This is a genomic window from Pseudomonas sp. SLBN-26 (assembly GCF_006715895.1).
Lineage (GTDB): Bacteria > Pseudomonadota > Gammaproteobacteria > Pseudomonadales > Pseudomonadaceae > Metapseudomonas > Metapseudomonas otitidis.
This window is the reverse complement of the sequence record NZ_VFOB01000001.1, coordinates 3,976,365-3,990,500: the sequence shown is the minus strand read 5'-3', so window position 1 is coordinate 3,990,500 and position 14,136 is coordinate 3,976,365. Positions and strand designations below refer to the sequence as shown.

General features: G+C 67.9%; 11 protein-coding genes, 1 pseudogene and 1 riboswitch. Of the genes and pseudogenes, 6 read left to right on the top strand and 6 right to left on the bottom strand.

The genetic code is table 11. The annotated features are described in order from the left end of the window. Positions 1–124: 124 nt before the first annotated feature. The 3 genes and pseudogenes from FBY21_RS18385 to FBY21_RS18375 form a co-directional block, all read left to right on the top strand. Positions 125–1,600: pseudogene (locus FBY21_RS18385) on the top strand (flavin monoamine oxidase family protein); the annotation flags it as partial. 203 nt (positions 1,601–1,803) lie between these two features. Continuing rightward, the gene (locus FBY21_RS18380; RefSeq protein WP_074967218.1) at positions 1,804–2,358 is read left to right on the top strand and encodes a cytochrome b; all 555 of its coding nucleotides are present in this window, start codon (positions 1,804–1,806) and stop codon (positions 2,356–2,358) included. A gap of 28 nt (positions 2,359–2,386) precedes the next feature. After that, a complete protein-coding gene (locus tag FBY21_RS18375; RefSeq protein ID WP_044403540.1) occupies positions 2,387–2,962 on the top strand; it encodes a YceI family protein in 576 nt (191 codons plus the stop codon). A gap of 126 nt (positions 2,963–3,088) precedes the next feature. Here the strand turns inward: FBY21_RS18375 and FBY21_RS18370 are convergent, their stop codons facing one another. The 5 genes from FBY21_RS18370 to ahcY all read right to left on the bottom strand — a co-directional run bounded on the left by FBY21_RS18370 (position 3,089) and on the right by ahcY (position 10,657). Continuing rightward, positions 3,089–4,966 (bottom strand): DEAD/DEAH box helicase, encoded by a 1,878-nt coding sequence (locus FBY21_RS18370; RefSeq protein WP_142012789.1) that lies wholly within the window; start codon positions 4,964–4,966, stop codon positions 3,089–3,091. 249 nt (positions 4,967–5,215) lie between these two features. Next, on the bottom strand, positions 5,216–5,941 hold the full coding sequence (locus FBY21_RS18365; RefSeq protein WP_074967222.1) for a DUF3142 domain-containing protein: 726 nt from the start codon (positions 5,939–5,941) through the stop codon (positions 5,216–5,218). Continuing rightward, complete coding sequence (locus FBY21_RS18360) at positions 5,941–8,139, bottom strand: hypothetical protein (RefSeq protein ID WP_142012786.1); 2,199 nt, start codon at positions 8,137–8,139, stop codon at positions 5,941–5,943. Before FBY21_RS18360 ends, FBY21_RS18365 begins: the two co-directional genes overlap by 1 nt. A gap of 199 nt (positions 8,140–8,338) precedes the next feature. Further along, entirely contained in the window at positions 8,339–9,184 is an 846-nt protein-coding gene (metF, locus tag FBY21_RS18355; protein ID WP_074967227.1) for a methylenetetrahydrofolate reductase [NAD(P)H], read from the bottom strand. A 63-nt stretch (positions 9,185–9,247) separates the two neighbouring features. Then, complete coding sequence (ahcY, locus tag FBY21_RS18350; RefSeq protein WP_142012784.1) at positions 9,248–10,657, bottom strand: adenosylhomocysteinase; 1,410 nt, start codon at positions 10,655–10,657, stop codon at positions 9,248–9,250. A 21-nt stretch (positions 10,658–10,678) separates the two neighbouring features. After that, a riboswitch (S-adenosyl-L-homocysteine riboswitch) is annotated at positions 10,679–10,772 on the bottom strand. Between the two features lie 171 nt (positions 10,773–10,943). On the opposite strand from ahcY, the gene FBY21_RS18345 reads away from it, so the two are divergent. From FBY21_RS18345 to FBY21_RS18335, 3 genes are all read left to right on the top strand, one after another. Further along, positions 10,944–11,333, top strand: a complete 390-nt coding sequence (locus tag FBY21_RS18345) for an acyl-CoA thioesterase (RefSeq protein WP_069559169.1) — start codon at positions 10,944–10,946, stop codon at positions 11,331–11,333. Between the two features lie 102 nt (positions 11,334–11,435). Further along, positions 11,436–11,822: an MAPEG family protein gene (locus FBY21_RS18340; protein ID WP_074967231.1), complete on the top strand. Its 387-nt coding sequence runs from the start codon at positions 11,436–11,438 to the stop codon at positions 11,820–11,822. A 116-nt stretch (positions 11,823–11,938) separates the two neighbouring features. Beyond that, on the top strand, positions 11,939–12,391 hold the full coding sequence (locus tag FBY21_RS18335; RefSeq protein WP_044403523.1) for a c-type cytochrome: 453 nt from the start codon (positions 11,939–11,941) through the stop codon (positions 12,389–12,391). Here the strand turns inward: FBY21_RS18335 and ligB are convergent. After that, positions 12,385–14,076 (bottom strand): NAD-dependent DNA ligase LigB, encoded by a 1,692-nt coding sequence (ligB, locus tag FBY21_RS18330; protein ID WP_142012782.1) that lies wholly within the window; start codon positions 14,074–14,076, stop codon positions 12,385–12,387. The genes FBY21_RS18335 and ligB overlap by 7 nt on opposite strands. Positions 14,077–14,136 lie beyond the last annotated feature (60 nt).

Below are 14,136 nucleotides of genomic sequence, written 5' to 3'. Positions count from 1 at the left end.
TAGGGGTGAGATGGACAAGCCGGCCGATCCGGCACATCGCCGACGGGGTTCTCTGGTGGCCCGGGGGCGCCTGGCGTATCCTGCGCGCCATTTGAAAGACGCTCGCTTTTCCTTGGGGGAACCAATGTCTGCTGCCTGGCTGCGCGGGTGCGCGCTGATCCTGATCGGTTTGTTCTGCGCCGGTGCGCAGGGCAAGGAGAAACAACCTGCTGCCATCGTCGTCGGTGGCGGCATGGCCGGCCTGACGGCGGCCTATGAACTGCAGCAGCAGGGCTGGCAGGTCACCCTGCTGGAGGCCAAGCCGTCCATCGGCGGTCGCTCCGGCCTGGCCACCACCGAGTGGATCGGCTCCGCCAAGCTGCAGCCGACCCTGCATGCCTACCTCAAGGACTTCAAGCTCGGCACCGTCCCGGCGCCGGACTACGTGCGCGCCCCCGGCTACCTGGTGAATGGCCGCTACTTCGCCGAGGCCGACCTGCTGAAGGAGGCGCCTTCCACCGTCGAGGGCCTGAAGCGCTTCGACAAGAGCTTGGATGACCTCGCCGCGTCCATCGAGGACCCGCTCAAGCCGCTGGTCAACCACACCCTGCAGAGCCTGGATGCCATCACCGCGTCCCGCTGGCTGGACAAGCTGGCCCTTCCGCCCACCGCCCGCGCCCTGGTGGACCAGCGCATCCGCTCCCGCTACGACGAGCCGTCGCGCCTGTCGCTGCTCTACCTGGCCCAGCAGGCCCGCGTCTACCGGGGCCTGCCGGAAGGCGACCTGCGCGCCGCGCGACTGCCCGGTGGCAGCGCGGCCCTGGCCCAGGCCGTGGCGAAGAAGCTGAAGACGGTGAAGACCAACGCCCGCGTTTCGGCCATCGTCCAGGACAAGGACGGCGTGACCGTGAAGGTCGGCGGCGCCGGCTACCGTGCCGACTACGTGGTGCTGGCCGTGCCGCTGCCGGCGATGGACAAGATCAGCCTCACTCCGGCGCTGTCGGCGCTGCAGCTCAAGGCGCTGAAGGACATCAACTACGGCTGGCGCGACCAGTTGCTGCTCAAGTTCAAGAAGCCGGTGTGGGGCAAGAGCCGCCTTTCCGGCGAGGTCTACAGCGACCAGGGCCTGGGCATGCTGTGGGTCGAGCCGGCCCTGAAGGGCGGCGCCAACCTGCTGGTGAACATCTCCGGCGACAGCGCGCGCCTGCTGCAGGCCTTCGGTGACCGGCAGATGGTGGACCAGGTGCTGATCCGCCTGGACAAGTTCTTCCCCGGTGCCCGCGAGCAGTTCCAGGGCTTCGAGGTCCGTCGCTATGGCAAGGATGCGCTGGCCGGTGGTGCCTACCTGGCCTACGGCCCGGGTGAGATCAGCCAGTACTGGCGCCTGTGGGAAAAGCCGCTGCAGCGGGTGATCTTCGCCGGCGAACACACCGACGCCCTGTACCCGGGCACCCTGGAAGGCGCCCTGCGCAGTGGCCAGCGCGCCGCCGGCCAGGCCCGCGACCTGTTCGCCGGCAAACCGCTGGAGCCGGTGGAACCGGTCGCCGCCGCTGCACCTGCCGCCCCGGCCAAGGCCGAGGCCGCCAAGCCGGAGAAGAAGGGCTTCTTCTCCTGGCTGTTCTGATCCTCTCGCCCCTCCACCCGTCCGGCGGCTGTGCCAGCCGTCGGACATCTCTGTCAGACCTGTCCTATCGCTAAATTTTTGGCGCGCTGGGTCGTCTTCAATGATCGTATTGCTCGATATTTCAAAGCGACATTTTCTACTTTAATTCGATCTTTTTGCCGCTAGGCTTGTGGCCATTCGTTTTCAAGGGACCCTTCCTGATGCAGTGGCGCAACACTTCCGACCGCTTCGGCGCAATCAGCATTTTCCTGCACTGGGGCGTAGCCCTGGTGGTCTTCGGCCTGTTCGGGCTGGGGCTGTGGATGGTCGGCCTGGACTACTACAGCAGCTGGTACAAGACCGCCCCGGATATCCACAAGGGCATCGGCGTGCTGCTGTTCCTGGTGATGGGCCTGCGCCTGGTGTGGCGCTTCCTGAGCCCGCCGCCGCCGGCACCCGCCAATCACGGCCGCATGACTCGCCTGGGTTCCAAGCTGGGCCACCTGGCGCTGTACGCCGGCCTCTTCGCCCTGATGATCTCCGGCTACCTGATCTCCACCGCCGATGGCCGTGGCATCGAGGTGTTCGGGCTGTTCGAAGTGCCCGCCACCCTGACCACCATTCCCGACCAGGAAGACGTGGCCGGTGTGGTCCACGAGTACCTCGCCTGGGGCCTGGTGATCTTCGCCGGCCTGCATGCCCTGGCCGCTCTCAAGCACCACTTCATCGATCGCGACGCCACCCTGGTCCGCATGCTCGGGCGCGCCGCCAAATAACGCTGCACCCTCACAAGGAGAAACACCGATGCTGAAGAAATCCCTCGCCGCGCTGACCCTCGGTGCCGCCCTGTTCGCTGGCCAGGCCATGGCTGCCGACTACGTCATCGACAAGCAGGGCCAGCACGCCTTCGTCAACTTCAAGATCAGCCACCTGGGCTACAGCTGGCTCTACGGCACCTTCAAGGACTTCGACGGCACCTTCAGCTTCGACGCCAAGGCGCCCGAAGCCAGCAAGGTGAAGGTCGAGCTGAAGACCGGCAGTGTCGACACCAACCATGCCGAGCGCGACAAGCACATCAAGAGTGGTGACTTCCTGAACGTCAGCAAGCACCCGACCGCTACCTTCGAGTCCACCGGTGTGAAATCCACCGGCGAAGGCACCGCCGACGTGACCGGCAACCTGACCCTCAACGGCGTGACCAAGCCGGTGGTGATCAAGGCCAAGTTCATCGGCGAAGGCAGCGACCCGTGGGGCGGCTACCGTGCCGGTTTCGAAGGCACCACCACCCTGAAGCTGAAGGACTTCGACATCCAGAAGGACCTCGGCCCGGCTTCCCAGGAAGTCGAGCTGATCATCTCCTTCGAAGGTGTGCGCAAGTAACCTTCCCCAGGGAAATGGAAACGCCGGCGCAAGCCGGCGTTTCTGTTTCTGGCAGTTGGCCTGGCGTTACCGGGCACTGCACATGAAAACGCCGGCTTTGGCCGGCGTCTTCAATGGGGCTTGCTGTCAGCGGTTGCGGGTCAGCAGGGCGGGCTTCTCACCGCGCGGCCGGTTGCCGTTGCTCAGCTCATCCAGTTGCTCCGGCGTCGGGAAACGGTCGGCGCGGGATTCCTTGTGGATGATCTTCGGGGCTGGCTTGCGCGGCTCCTGAACGGCCGGCTCCTCGCGACGACGGGGTTCTTCCCGACGACCCTGGTTGCCGCCGCCCTGGGCGCGCTGGCCGCCACTGCCGCCACGGCGCTGGCCATTGCCACCACCGCTGCCGCCGGCGCCACCCTGGTTACGGGAGCGACCGCCATTGCCAGCGCCGCCGCCGCCGCCGCCGCCGTTGCTGCGGGCGCCCTGGCCTTGGCCTTGACCATTGCCGCCGCGACGGCCGCGGCCCTTGTCCTGGTACGGGCTGACGTAGTCGGCGCGGTTGCCGAAGTTGTCCACGTCATCGTCCAGGAACTCTTCCGGGTCGCGGTCCCTCGGCACCGGCGGCGGGCCGGCAGGGCGGGAGTTCTGCTTGCCGGCCGGGTTCGCCGACTGCTGCTGCGGTTGGGCGCCGTCCGCCTTGCCCTTGCCTTTGCCGCGGCGCTTGCGGCTCTTCTTGGCCTTGCCTTCGCCATCGGCGGCAGCCGCCTGGGCGGCCTGGGGCTTGTCGCCGTTGCTCGGCTCGCGCTTGGGCTTGTCGGCGCGGGGCTTGCGCTCCGGCTTCGGCGGGCGTGCCTCGGGGCGCTCGGCCTCGACGGTGGAGGGGTCGAAGCCCTGCAGGTCGCCGTCGGGGATGCGCTGCTTGGTCAGGCGCTCGATGGCCTTGAGCAGTTTCTCTTCGTCCGGGGCCACCAGCGAGATGGCTTCGCCACTGCGACCGGCACGGCCGGTACGGCCGATGCGGTGGACGTAGTCTTCCTCGACGTTGGGCAGCTCGTAGTTGACCACGTGGGGCAACTGGTCGATGTCCAGGCCGCGCGCGGCGATGTCGGTGGCCACGAGGATGCGGATGGCGTTGGCCTTGAAGTCGGCCAGGGCCTTGGTACGGGCGTTCTGGCTCTTGTTGCCGTGGATCGCGGCGGCTGGCAGGCCATGTTTGTCCAGGTACTCGGCCAGGCGGTTGGCGCCGTGCTTGGTGCGGGTGAAGACCAGCACCTGCTCCCAGGCGCCGACGGTGACCAGGTGCGCCAGCAGGGCGCGCTTCTGGTTGGCCGGCAGGCGGAACACGCGCTGCTCGATGCGTTCGACCGTGGTGTTCGGCGGCGTGACCTCGATGCGCTCGGGGTCTTGCAGCAGCTTGTTCGCCAGGTCGGTGATGTCCTTGGAGAAGGTCGCCGAGAACAGCAGGTTCTGGCGCTGCGCAGGCAGGCGCGCGAGGACCTTCTTGACGTCGTGGATGAAGCCCATGTCGAGCATGCGGTCGGCTTCGTCCAGCACCAGGATCTCCACGTGGGAGAGGTCGATGCTGCCCTGGCCCATCAGGTCCAGCAGGCGGCCGGGGCAGGCCACCAGCACGTCGACGCCCTTGGACAGGGCCTGCACCTGAGGATTCATGCCGACACCGCCGAAGATGCAGGCGCTGGCCAGGGGCAGGTCGCGCGCATACACCTTGAAGCTGTCGTGCACCTGGGCAGCCAGCTCGCGGGTCGGGGTCAGGACCAGTACCCGGGCCTGGCGCGCGGCGCGGCGGTGGGACTTGTCCGGGTGACCGTTGGGGAAGAGGCGTTCGAGAACCGGAAGGGCGAAGCCCCCGGTCTTGCCAGTGCCAGTCTGCGCCGCAACCATCAGGTCGCGACCTTGCAACACGGCGGGAATGGCCCGCTGTTGCACGGGAGTGGGCTGGGCGTAGCCGGCGGCTTCCACCGCGCCGACTAATGCCTCGGAGAGACCGAGGGAGGCAAAGGACATGGATGATCCTGTCTAGTTAGGGCTGGGCCCGGGGGACTTGTCAGCCTGGCGAGGTACTGGACGAAAAATGCTTTTCGTACAGGCCTTAGCAGCCGCTACGGGGAGCGCGGTGCCGTCCGGTCCCACTGGCGGAATGGAGGGCCAGTGTCCGGGCGAATGCCTGGCGGGAGCGCGGAGTATAACAGAGGCTTTCCCGTGTGCAGCCCATTCAACCGCTCAACGGTTCGACCGATTCACATCCCGGCGCGTTCAAGGATTCAGCAGGAACACCACATAGCCCCTGAACCAGGGGCTCGCTGCCAGGTAGTCGGGCGCCTGCCATTCACCGTTCTGCACCAGGCCGATGCGGAACGGCAGGCGCAGGCGTGCCACGCGCGGCAGGTAGCGGCCGTACTCGGGGATGGTGTGGCGGCCCTGGTAGGTCTGCACCACCACTTCGTCCACCACCTGGGCCAGGCGGTTGATCACCTCGGGATCGCCGTTGCTGCCCCAGTCGAGCAGGCCGGTGATGCTCAGGCGGTACTCGGGTGGCAGGCGCTGGCGCAGGCCCTGGAGGAAGTCGGCGTACTCGGCCAGGTAGAGGGTGCCGGCGTCGAAGTCGATCTGGATGCCGGTGACGGTGTTGCCGGCACGCTTCCAGCGCGACAGCTGGGCCAGCAGGGTCCGGTGCACGTCCTCGGTCCAGCGCAGGGTATGGGCGCGATAGACCACCCAGATCTCGCCCTGGCGCAGGCGTGGCACTGCCATGCCCTGGGCGATGAAGCGCGCCGCCGGATCGCCCGCGCGGCGCGGCCCGTCGATCTGGCCCTGGAGGATGTAGAGGGTCTTGGCCTTGGCCAGCAGGGGTTGCGGGCGCACGCCGCTCCACAACCAGAAGGCATCGTGGGCGGCGGCGTCGACCCGCTCGCTGGCGCCGAGCAGCGGGCTGGCCAGGATCAGGCCGAGGGCCAGGAGCCTGGCGAACCCGAGGGGCATCACCAGTAGTACTTCAGCGCCTCGGCCCAGGGGCTCTTGGCGTAGCGCGTCTTCAGCGCCTGGAACCACTGCTTGCGCTGGGCCTTGCTGATGTCCTGGCCGTCGCAGGTGTTGTAGCCGGCGGGGGCGTAGCAGTTCACGGCGCGGTACAGGGCGTAGGCGCGGTCGTCATCGCTGGCCTTGGCGTCGTCGATCACCGCCATGTAGCCGACCAGGCGCGAGTACGGCTTGCCGGGGAACTGGCTGGCCGAGCCGCCCAGTTCGTCCTTCGGCGGCTGGGTGTTGAGGCTGAAGCCGTCGAAGCCGTTGGTGCGGATGAACTCGCCGAGGCAGTTGCCGGCCTGGGCGTCCTTGGCGTTGCCCTGAAGGCGGGTGGCCACCTCGGTCAGGCTCGGGCAGGCATAGCCGTCCTGCTGGCCGGTCCAGACGAACCGACCCACCGCCAGCTCGTTGCCGTCCTCGACCTTGGGCGTCGGGGAGGGGATCAGCGGCTGGTCCTTGAGGAAGGCGGCGTAGTCGCCGAACACCAGGTCCTTGTAGAGCAGGGTGAACAGTGCGGTGTCGCGTTCGCGCTGCGGCGCGGCGCTGTCCACCGCCTGGCGGCGCAGCAGGTCGGCGGAGGCGACGTTGCGCAGGAGGATCTCGCGGATCGGTGCGGTGCGCACCGGCGAGTCGGCGGTGAACAGGGCGTCGACCTGGCCCGCACGGGAGCGGTTGAGGGCGATGGCCAGTTCCAGCTGGCCGCGCTGCAGTTCGCTGGGCTGGCGTTGCAGCAGGCGCTGCCAGAGCGCGTAGGCGCCTTCGGCATCCCCCTTGGCTTCCAGGGCCAGGCCGCGCAGGGTTTCCTGGCTGAAGGTGACCAGGTCCAGGCGCGCCTGCGGGTCTTCCGCCGGCAGGGCCGCCAGGGCCTTGGCGGCATCGTGGCCCCGGTAGAAGTGCCAGGCGGCGACCAGGTAGGCGTGCAGCGCCGGGCGGTCGGCGAAGCGCTGCTTCTGTGCCTGCAGTTGCTCCAGGCTGATCAGCGGCGGCTCGCCTTTGGCCGGGCGACGCAGGCGCATCAGGTCGGCCATGGCCAGCAGGGCAGTGTCCTGCAGGTCCTCGGGCTTCAGCGCGGGCAGCAGCTTGACGTCCAACTCTTCCACCAGCTCGGGCAGGCCGAGGTTGCGCTTGGCGTCGTCCTGGGCGAACTGCCAGGCGAATTCGGCGGCGAAGCGACGGTTGTCGTCCAGTAGCCAGTAGATGCGGCGCAGCAGGCCGCGTGCGGAGGCGGCGTAGGCGCCTTCCGGGTAGGCGGCGAGGTAGGCCTTGAATTCGTTGTCGCTGGCGTCCAGCAGGGTGCGGTCCACCTTGGCCAGGTCGGGGATGCCGTATTCGTCGAACGCACCTTCCTGGGCCTGGTTCAGCGAGACACGGGCCTTCAGGTACAGGGCGGCTTCCTTGATCCAGGGCTGGGGGCTGTCGGCCAGGTGGGTGAAGCGCTCGCGGGCTGTGCCGAAGTCGCCCCGGTAGAAGGCGTCGGCGCCCGTCAGGTAGGCGAGGTACGCCTGGCCGTCGGCGGAGGTGACGGTGCCGGCGGTCGGCAGCACGTCGGCCGGTTGCGGGTCGCCTTCGCCACACACGGTCAGCAGGTTCACCCGGCTGATGGCCAGGGCCTTGCGCTCTTCGGCGGACAGGCCGCTGGTGCTGGCCAACTGCTCGACGAAGGCCTGGGTGGTGTCCAGGTTGTTGGTGCGGCAGCGGCTGCCTTCGCCTTCGGCGAACTGCTGTTCGGCCAGGGCGCCGTCCTCCAGCTTCACGCCGATCTGCTCCAGGGCCAGGGACAGGTTCTCCACCCGCGGCGAGACCGACTCGGTGGCGGTGGTATCCACGTCCGTCGGCGCCTCGGTGGCTTCGCTCTCCGGGGCGGCCGGGTTGAGCATGTCCAGGGCGAAGGGCGCCTGGGCGTAGCCGCCTTCGTAGTCACTGGACGCTTGCAACGGGCTCGGCAGGCTCAGGCGGCCCGCATCGGCGAGCAGCAGCTTGAGGTTGGCGCGGCTGTCGTTGCCCGGGCTGAGGAAGGGCAGGTTGCTGCAGGTGTTCAGGTTGTCTTCCACCAGCGCCCAGGTGGGGCTGCAGAAGAAGTCGTAGCTGGCGTGTGCGGCAGGGCTGGCGAGCCCGCCGAGGATCAGCAGCGGGAGGAGGCGTGGCGAGGTCTTCATGGCATCGTCCTTGGTGAGGAGGGGCCGGTGCGGTTCCGCCACCGGCCTTGGTCTCTAACGGGTTCTCTAAACGCTACCTGCGTTGTCATCGCCGCGTTGAGAACAGGCTCAAAGTGCTCATTCGCGCCGGATGAATTGCGCGCTTTTGCCTGTGCCTGCCTGTGCGCCGATGGCCTCGCCCGGGTTCCTGGAGGCGAACCTAGCGCGGCAGCTTGAGGTTGTTCCAGATCGCGAGGCTGGGCTCGGCCTGGTTCAGGGTGTAGAAGTGCAGGCCCGGGGCGCCGCCTTGCAGCAGGCGTTCGCACATCTCGGTGATCACCTGCTCGCCGAAGGCCTGGATACTGGCCGTGTCGTCGGCGTAGGCCTCCAGTTGCTTGCGCACCCAGCGCGGGATCTCCGCGCCGCAGGCGTCGGAGAAGCGTGCCAGCTTGCTGTAGTTGGTGATCGGCATGATGCCCGGGACGATCGGGATCTCGACGCCTTGCTGGCGGACGCGATCGACGAAGTAGAAGTAGCTGTCGGCGTTGAAGAAGTACTGGGTGATGGCGCTGTCGGCACCGGCCTTCACCTTGTTGACGAAGTGCTTGAGGTCTTCTTCGAAATTGCGTGCCTGGGGGTGCACCTCGGGGTAGGCGGCCACTTCGATGTGGAAGTGATCACCGGTCTCGGCGCGGATGAATTCCACCAGGTCGTTGGCGTGGCGCAGCTCGCCGCTGGCCATGCCCATGCCGGAGGGCAGGTCGCCGCGCAGGGCGACGATGCGCCGGATGCCGGCGTCCTTGTAGTGGGCCAGCAGGGCGCGCAGTTCGGCCTTGCTGTCGCCGACGCAGGACAGGTGCGGGGCGGTCGGCACCTGGATCTCGCCATCCAGTTGCAGCACGGTCTGCAGGGTGCGGTCGCGGGTGGAACCACCGGCGCCGTAGGTGCAGGAGAAGAAGTCGGGTTTGTAGCCGGCGAAGGTGCGGGCAGTGGCCAGGAGTTTCTCGTGGCCGGCCTCGGTCTTCGCGGGGAAGAATTCGAAGCTGTAACGACGGTCTTGGGACATGGAAAGCAGTCTCTTTCCAGCGGCAGGCCGCGGACCGCGTGTGCGGTCCACGGCCTGGGGCTGTCAGTAGCGGTAGGTGTCCGGCTTGAACGGGCCTTCGACAGTGACGCCGATGTAGTCGGCCTGCTGCTTGGTCAGTTGGGTGACCACGCCGCCGAAGCCCTTGACCATCTCCAAGGCCACTTCCTCGTCCAGCTTCTTGGGCAGGACTTCCACGGTCAGGCGCTCGGCTTTCTTCTCGGCAGAGAGGTCGGCGAACTTCTGTTCGAACAGGAAGATCTGCGCCAGTACCTGGTTGGCGAAGGAGCCGTCCATGATGCGGCTCGGGTGGCCGGTGGCGTTGCCCAGGTTCACCAGGCGGCCTTCGGCCAGCAGGATCAGGTAGTCGTCGTTGGCCGGATCGAAGCTGCCGGCGCCGGTGCGGTGGATCTTGTGCACCTGCGGCTTGACCTCTTCCCACGCCCAGTTCTTGCGCATGAAGGCGGTGTCGATCTCGTTGTCGAAGTGACCGATGTTGCACACCACGGCGCGCTTCTTCAGCGCCTTGAGCATGTGGGCGTCGCAGACGTTGACGTTGCCGGTGGTGGTGACGATCAGGTCGATCTTGCCCAGCAGGGCGGCGTCGATGCTGGCTTCGGTGCCGTCATTGATGCCGTCCTTGTAGGGGGAGACCAGCTCGAAGCCGTCCATGCAGGCCTGCATGGCGCAGATCGGGTCGATCTCGGAGACCTTCACGATCATGCCTTCCTGGCGCAGGGACTGGGCGGAGCCCTTGCCCACGTCGCCGTAGCCGATCACCAGGGCCTGCTTGCCGGACAGCAGGTGGTCGGTGCCGCGCTTGATGGCGTCGTTCAGGCTGTGGCGGCAGCCGTACTTGTTGTCGTTCTTGCTCTTGGTGACCGCGTCGTTGACGTTGATCGCCGGGACTTTCAGGGTGCCCGCCTTGAGCATGTCCAGCAGGCGGTGCACGCCGGTGGTGGTCTCTTCGGTGATGCCGTGGATCTTGTCCAGCATCTGCGGGTACTTCTTGTGCAGGATCTCGGTCAGGTCACCGCCGTCGTCCAGCACCATGTTGGCGTCCCAGGGCTTGCCGTCCTTGAGGATGGTCTGCTCGATGCACCACTCGTACTCCTGCTCGGTCTCGCCCTTCCAGGCGAACACCGGAATGCCGGCGGCGGCGATGGCGGCAGCGGCCTGGTCCTGGGTGGAGAAGATGTTGCAGGACGACCAGCGCACTTCGGCGCCCAGGGCAACCAGGGTCTCGATCAGGACGCCGGTCTGGATGGTCATGTGGATGCAGCCGAGGATCTTCGCGCCTTTCAGCGGTTGGCTGGCGGCGTACTTGCGACGCAGGCCCATCAGGGCCGGCATCTCGGACTCGGCGATGGTCAGTTCCTTGCGGCCCCAGTCGGCCAGGGAAATGTCGGCGACCTTGTAATCGTTGAAATCGGCAGGCGTGATGACAGCGCTCATGCGAACTCTCCATTCGTTGGGTGCGAATGGGCGCCGTTGATGCGTTTGGGGAACGCCCCATCCGAGCCTGACAGGCGCCATCGAAGACAGCCCTGCTGCAGCGCCCCTCGGACAGGTGGCGGGAACGGCCCGGTGGGCCGTTTGAAGCGGTGGAGATTATAGCGGCCCGAACGGCACTCCCCAAGGCTTTCCGTCTGCTGCTATCGAGGCGATTGAGTGCGTCGCTTGGACGAGCCGACAGCGCCCTGCGATCATCGCGCCGTCACTCGCCAACCGGAGGGATTCCATGAATTTCCACACCCGCAAATGGGTCAAGCCCGAGGACCTCAACCCCAACGGCACGCTGTTCGGTGGCAGCCTGCTGAAGTGGATCGACGAAGAGGCCGCCATCTACGCCATCATCCAGCTGGGCAGCCAGCGGGTGGTGACCAAGCTGATGTCGGAGATCAATTTCGTCAGCTCCGCGCGCCAGGGCGACATCATCGAGCTGGGCATCACCGCCACCGAGTTCGGCCGCACCTCCCTGACCCTGCGCTGCGAAGTGCGCAACAAGATCACCCGCAAGAGCATCCTCACCATCGACCGCATGGTCTTCGTCAACCTCGGCGACGACGGCAAGCCCGCTGCCCACGGCAAGACCGAGATCACCTACATCCGCGACCAGTTCAAGGACTAGCGCCGGATTGGCCGCCGTGCCGCGACCCCGGTTGCGGCGGCCATGGACAGCCCCGGCCAGGGCTGGGAGGCTCTGCGCTCCCCTTCCTGACTGGAGCCCGCCATGACCCTTGCCTACTGGTGCCTGCTGATCGCCCTGTTCCTGCCCTACCTCTCCACGGGGGTGGCGAAGTTCACCGGGGGGGACTTCGGGCCGCGGCAGAACCACGACCCGCGCACCTTCCTCGCCGGCCTCACCGGCTGGCGCAAGCGTGCCGACAACGCCCAGCACAACGCCTTCGAGGTCACGCCGGCCTTCGCCGCCGCGCTGCTGGCCGCCCACCAGATCGGCCAGGCGCCGCAGCAGACTCTCGACCTGCTGGCCGTCGGTTTCGTGGTCAGTCGCGTGGTGTATTTCGTCTGCTACCTGGCGGACTGGGCGCTGCTGCGTTCGCTGGTGTGGTTCATCGGCATGGCACTGATCGCCGCGTTCTTCTTCGTGTCCGCCTGACGGGCGACGCCGCCGGGCGGGCAGGGCTGCGACAAACTGTCGCCACCCTTGGTATTTGCCCGGCGGGTGTCGATACTGTGCGCCCCCCGCCGCCAGCCGTTCGGTGCACCGCTCCCATGAAGACGATCCCTGCCCTGATCCTGCTTTCCGCCTGCCTCGCCCTGACCGCCTGTGGCGGTGTCGATCCCAACTCCCCTCTGGGCAAGCGCCAGGCACTGTTCAAGCAGATGCTCCATGTCAGCGAAGACATGGGCGGCATGCTGCGTGGCCGGGTGACCTTCGACGAGCAGAAGTTCGCCGACAACGCCAAGCAGCTGGACCAGTTGGCCCACCAGCCTTGGCAGCACTTCCCCCAGGTGCGCCAGGATGAGCACGGCAGCGATGCCCGTGACGAAGTGTGGCAGCGCCAGGAGCGCTTCCAGACCCTGGCTCGCGAGCTGGAGGCCGCCACCGGCCAACTGGCGACCGCCACGGCCAACCGCCCGCTGCAGCCCCAGGCCATGGCGCCGCTGGTGCAGAAGGTGGAAGACGCCTGCGAGGCCTGCCACAAGGAATTCCGCGCCTACTGAGCCGGCGCGAAACCCTCCACGCCCGCCGCTCCCAGGCGGGCTGCCAGGTCGGCGACCTGCGGATGATGAAAGAACGCCTTTAGCTGCGCGGCCCGCTTCGGGCCCACGCCAGGGCGCTGTCGCCAATCGGCCTCATCGAGCGCGGCCAGCGCTCGCCAGTCTGCTCCTTCAGCGACGCTATGCCCCGGCGGTGCCCCCAGTGCCTTCAGCCAGTCGGCGAACGGTCGGCTCAGGGCCCGCTCCCGGGCCTCGTGGAAGGCCTGGCTGCGCGCGTGGGAAAAGCCCGGCACCGTGTCGAGGCGGGTGGTTTCCAGGTCCAGCCAGTCCAGCAGCCCCTCCAGCGTTCCGGCCTGCAGCAACTGTTCCCAGGTGCCGGCGCCGATGCCGCGCATGTCCAGCCCCTGCTTGCCCGAGAGCCAGTCCAGGCGGGCGAGAAACTGGGGGCGACACATGGCCTCCGGCGTCCAGCAGCTCAGGGGGTGGAACAGGGCCGGGTCGGGCACGTCCAGCGCCGTGCGTTCCACCGCGCGGGTCACCACCGCGTCCACCCTCGGAATGGTCAGCCCGGCCAGTGCGACCGCGACCCGATCACCGGGGCGGACGTCCAGCGCCTGCCAGCGTTCCAGGGAGCCCAGGCCGACACGCTGGATGCGTCGGTCCTCCAGGGTGACCGGCTCCAGGTGCAGCAGGGGTGTGATGCGCCCGGTGCGGCCGATGCGGAACTCCACCCGGCGCACTTCGGCCAGTGCCTGGGCGAAGGGGTACTTCCAGGCCACCGCCCAGTGGGGCGGTCGTGGCTCCCAGGTGCGTGGTGCCGGCGCGCGACCCTGGCGCACCACGATGCCGTCGCTGGCGAAGGGCAGGGGCGAGCGGTACCACTGCTCGCGCAGCTTCTCGACTTCGGCGGCGCTGTGCACCGGGCGGGTCAGCCGGCGGGTGTCGTCCAGGCCCAGTTGCGCCAGGCGATCGAGCCGCACCGCCATCTCGGGCGGGCCGCCGGGCCAGTCCCAGACGAACAGGCCAATGCCTGCTGCATCTTCCTCACTCAGTCGCTGGCGCGCCATCAGCCCGGCGACCCGTCCCCGCGCACCTTGGCCGCCTGCTTGTGCCTGCACGTGGCCGGGGCGCTTCCAGTACAGCTCACCCTGCAGGACCTGCCGCCCGGCCAGCCCCGGCAGCTCGGTGGGGACCGCCGGCAACTGGCGGGCGCGGGCCGTCCAGTCTTCGCCCTGGCGCCCGTCGCCCCGGCTGATCGCCTGGGCCAGGTGGCTGTCCTGGTACACCAGGGTCACGGCCACGCCGTCCACCTTGGGTTGCACCCAGAGGTCCTCGCGTCCCCGCATCCAGCGGGCGAGGGCGCTGGCATCGGCCAGCTTGTCGAGGCCGGTCTGGGGCACCGGGTGCAACTGCTTGCCGCCGGCGCCGTCGAGCGGATCGGGTGGGGCGCTCGCGAGGGAGGGAAAGCACCGACCGAGTCGGTCGCGTTCGGCCAGCGCCTGGTCGTACAGCTCGTCCGCCACCGGCGAGTGACCTTCGAGGTGATAGGCCTGGTTCCAGGCGGTGAGCTGGGTGTCCATGGTGGTGAGTTCCTGGCGGGCCTTGTCTGCAGGCCAGTCGGGGCAGGAGGGGGTGGCGAGGGTGGTGACGGGGAGGGTCAGCAGGAGCAGCAGGGTGGCGATGCGCATGGTTCTTCCTTGAACAGGGTGGCTCGGGTGAGGCTGCGAGCCGCCAGTGTCGCCAGGAGT

Coding starts and splice junctions, on each gene's coding strand:
- FBY21_RS18370 (WP_142012789.1), bottom strand. CDS start 4,966: ATGTCCTTTGCCTCCCTCGGTCTCTCCGAGGCATTAGTCGGCGCGGTG.
- metF (WP_074967227.1), bottom strand. CDS start 9,184: ATGTCCCAAGACCGTCGTTACAGCTTCGAATTCTTCCCCGCGAAGACC.
- FBY21_RS18375 (WP_044403540.1), top strand. CDS start 2,387: ATGCTGAAGAAATCCCTCGCCGCGCTGACCCTCGGTGCCGCCCTGTTC.
- ligB (WP_142012782.1), bottom strand. CDS start 14,076: ATGCGCATCGCCACCCTGCTGCTCCTGCTGACCCTCCCCGTCACCACC.
- FBY21_RS18335 (WP_044403523.1), top strand. CDS start 11,939: ATGAAGACGATCCCTGCCCTGATCCTGCTTTCCGCCTGCCTCGCCCTG.
- FBY21_RS18345 (WP_069559169.1), top strand. CDS start 10,944: ATGAATTTCCACACCCGCAAATGGGTCAAGCCCGAGGACCTCAACCCC.
- FBY21_RS18340 (WP_074967231.1), top strand. CDS start 11,436: ATGACCCTTGCCTACTGGTGCCTGCTGATCGCCCTGTTCCTGCCCTAC.
- FBY21_RS18365 (WP_074967222.1), bottom strand. CDS start 5,941: ATGCCCCTCGGGTTCGCCAGGCTCCTGGCCCTCGGCCTGATCCTGGCC.
- FBY21_RS18380 (WP_074967218.1), top strand. CDS start 1,804: ATGCAGTGGCGCAACACTTCCGACCGCTTCGGCGCAATCAGCATTTTC.
- FBY21_RS18360 (WP_142012786.1), bottom strand. CDS start 8,139: ATGAAGACCTCGCCACGCCTCCTCCCGCTGCTGATCCTCGGCGGGCTC.
- ahcY (WP_142012784.1), bottom strand. CDS start 10,657: ATGAGCGCTGTCATCACGCCTGCCGATTTCAACGATTACAAGGTCGCC.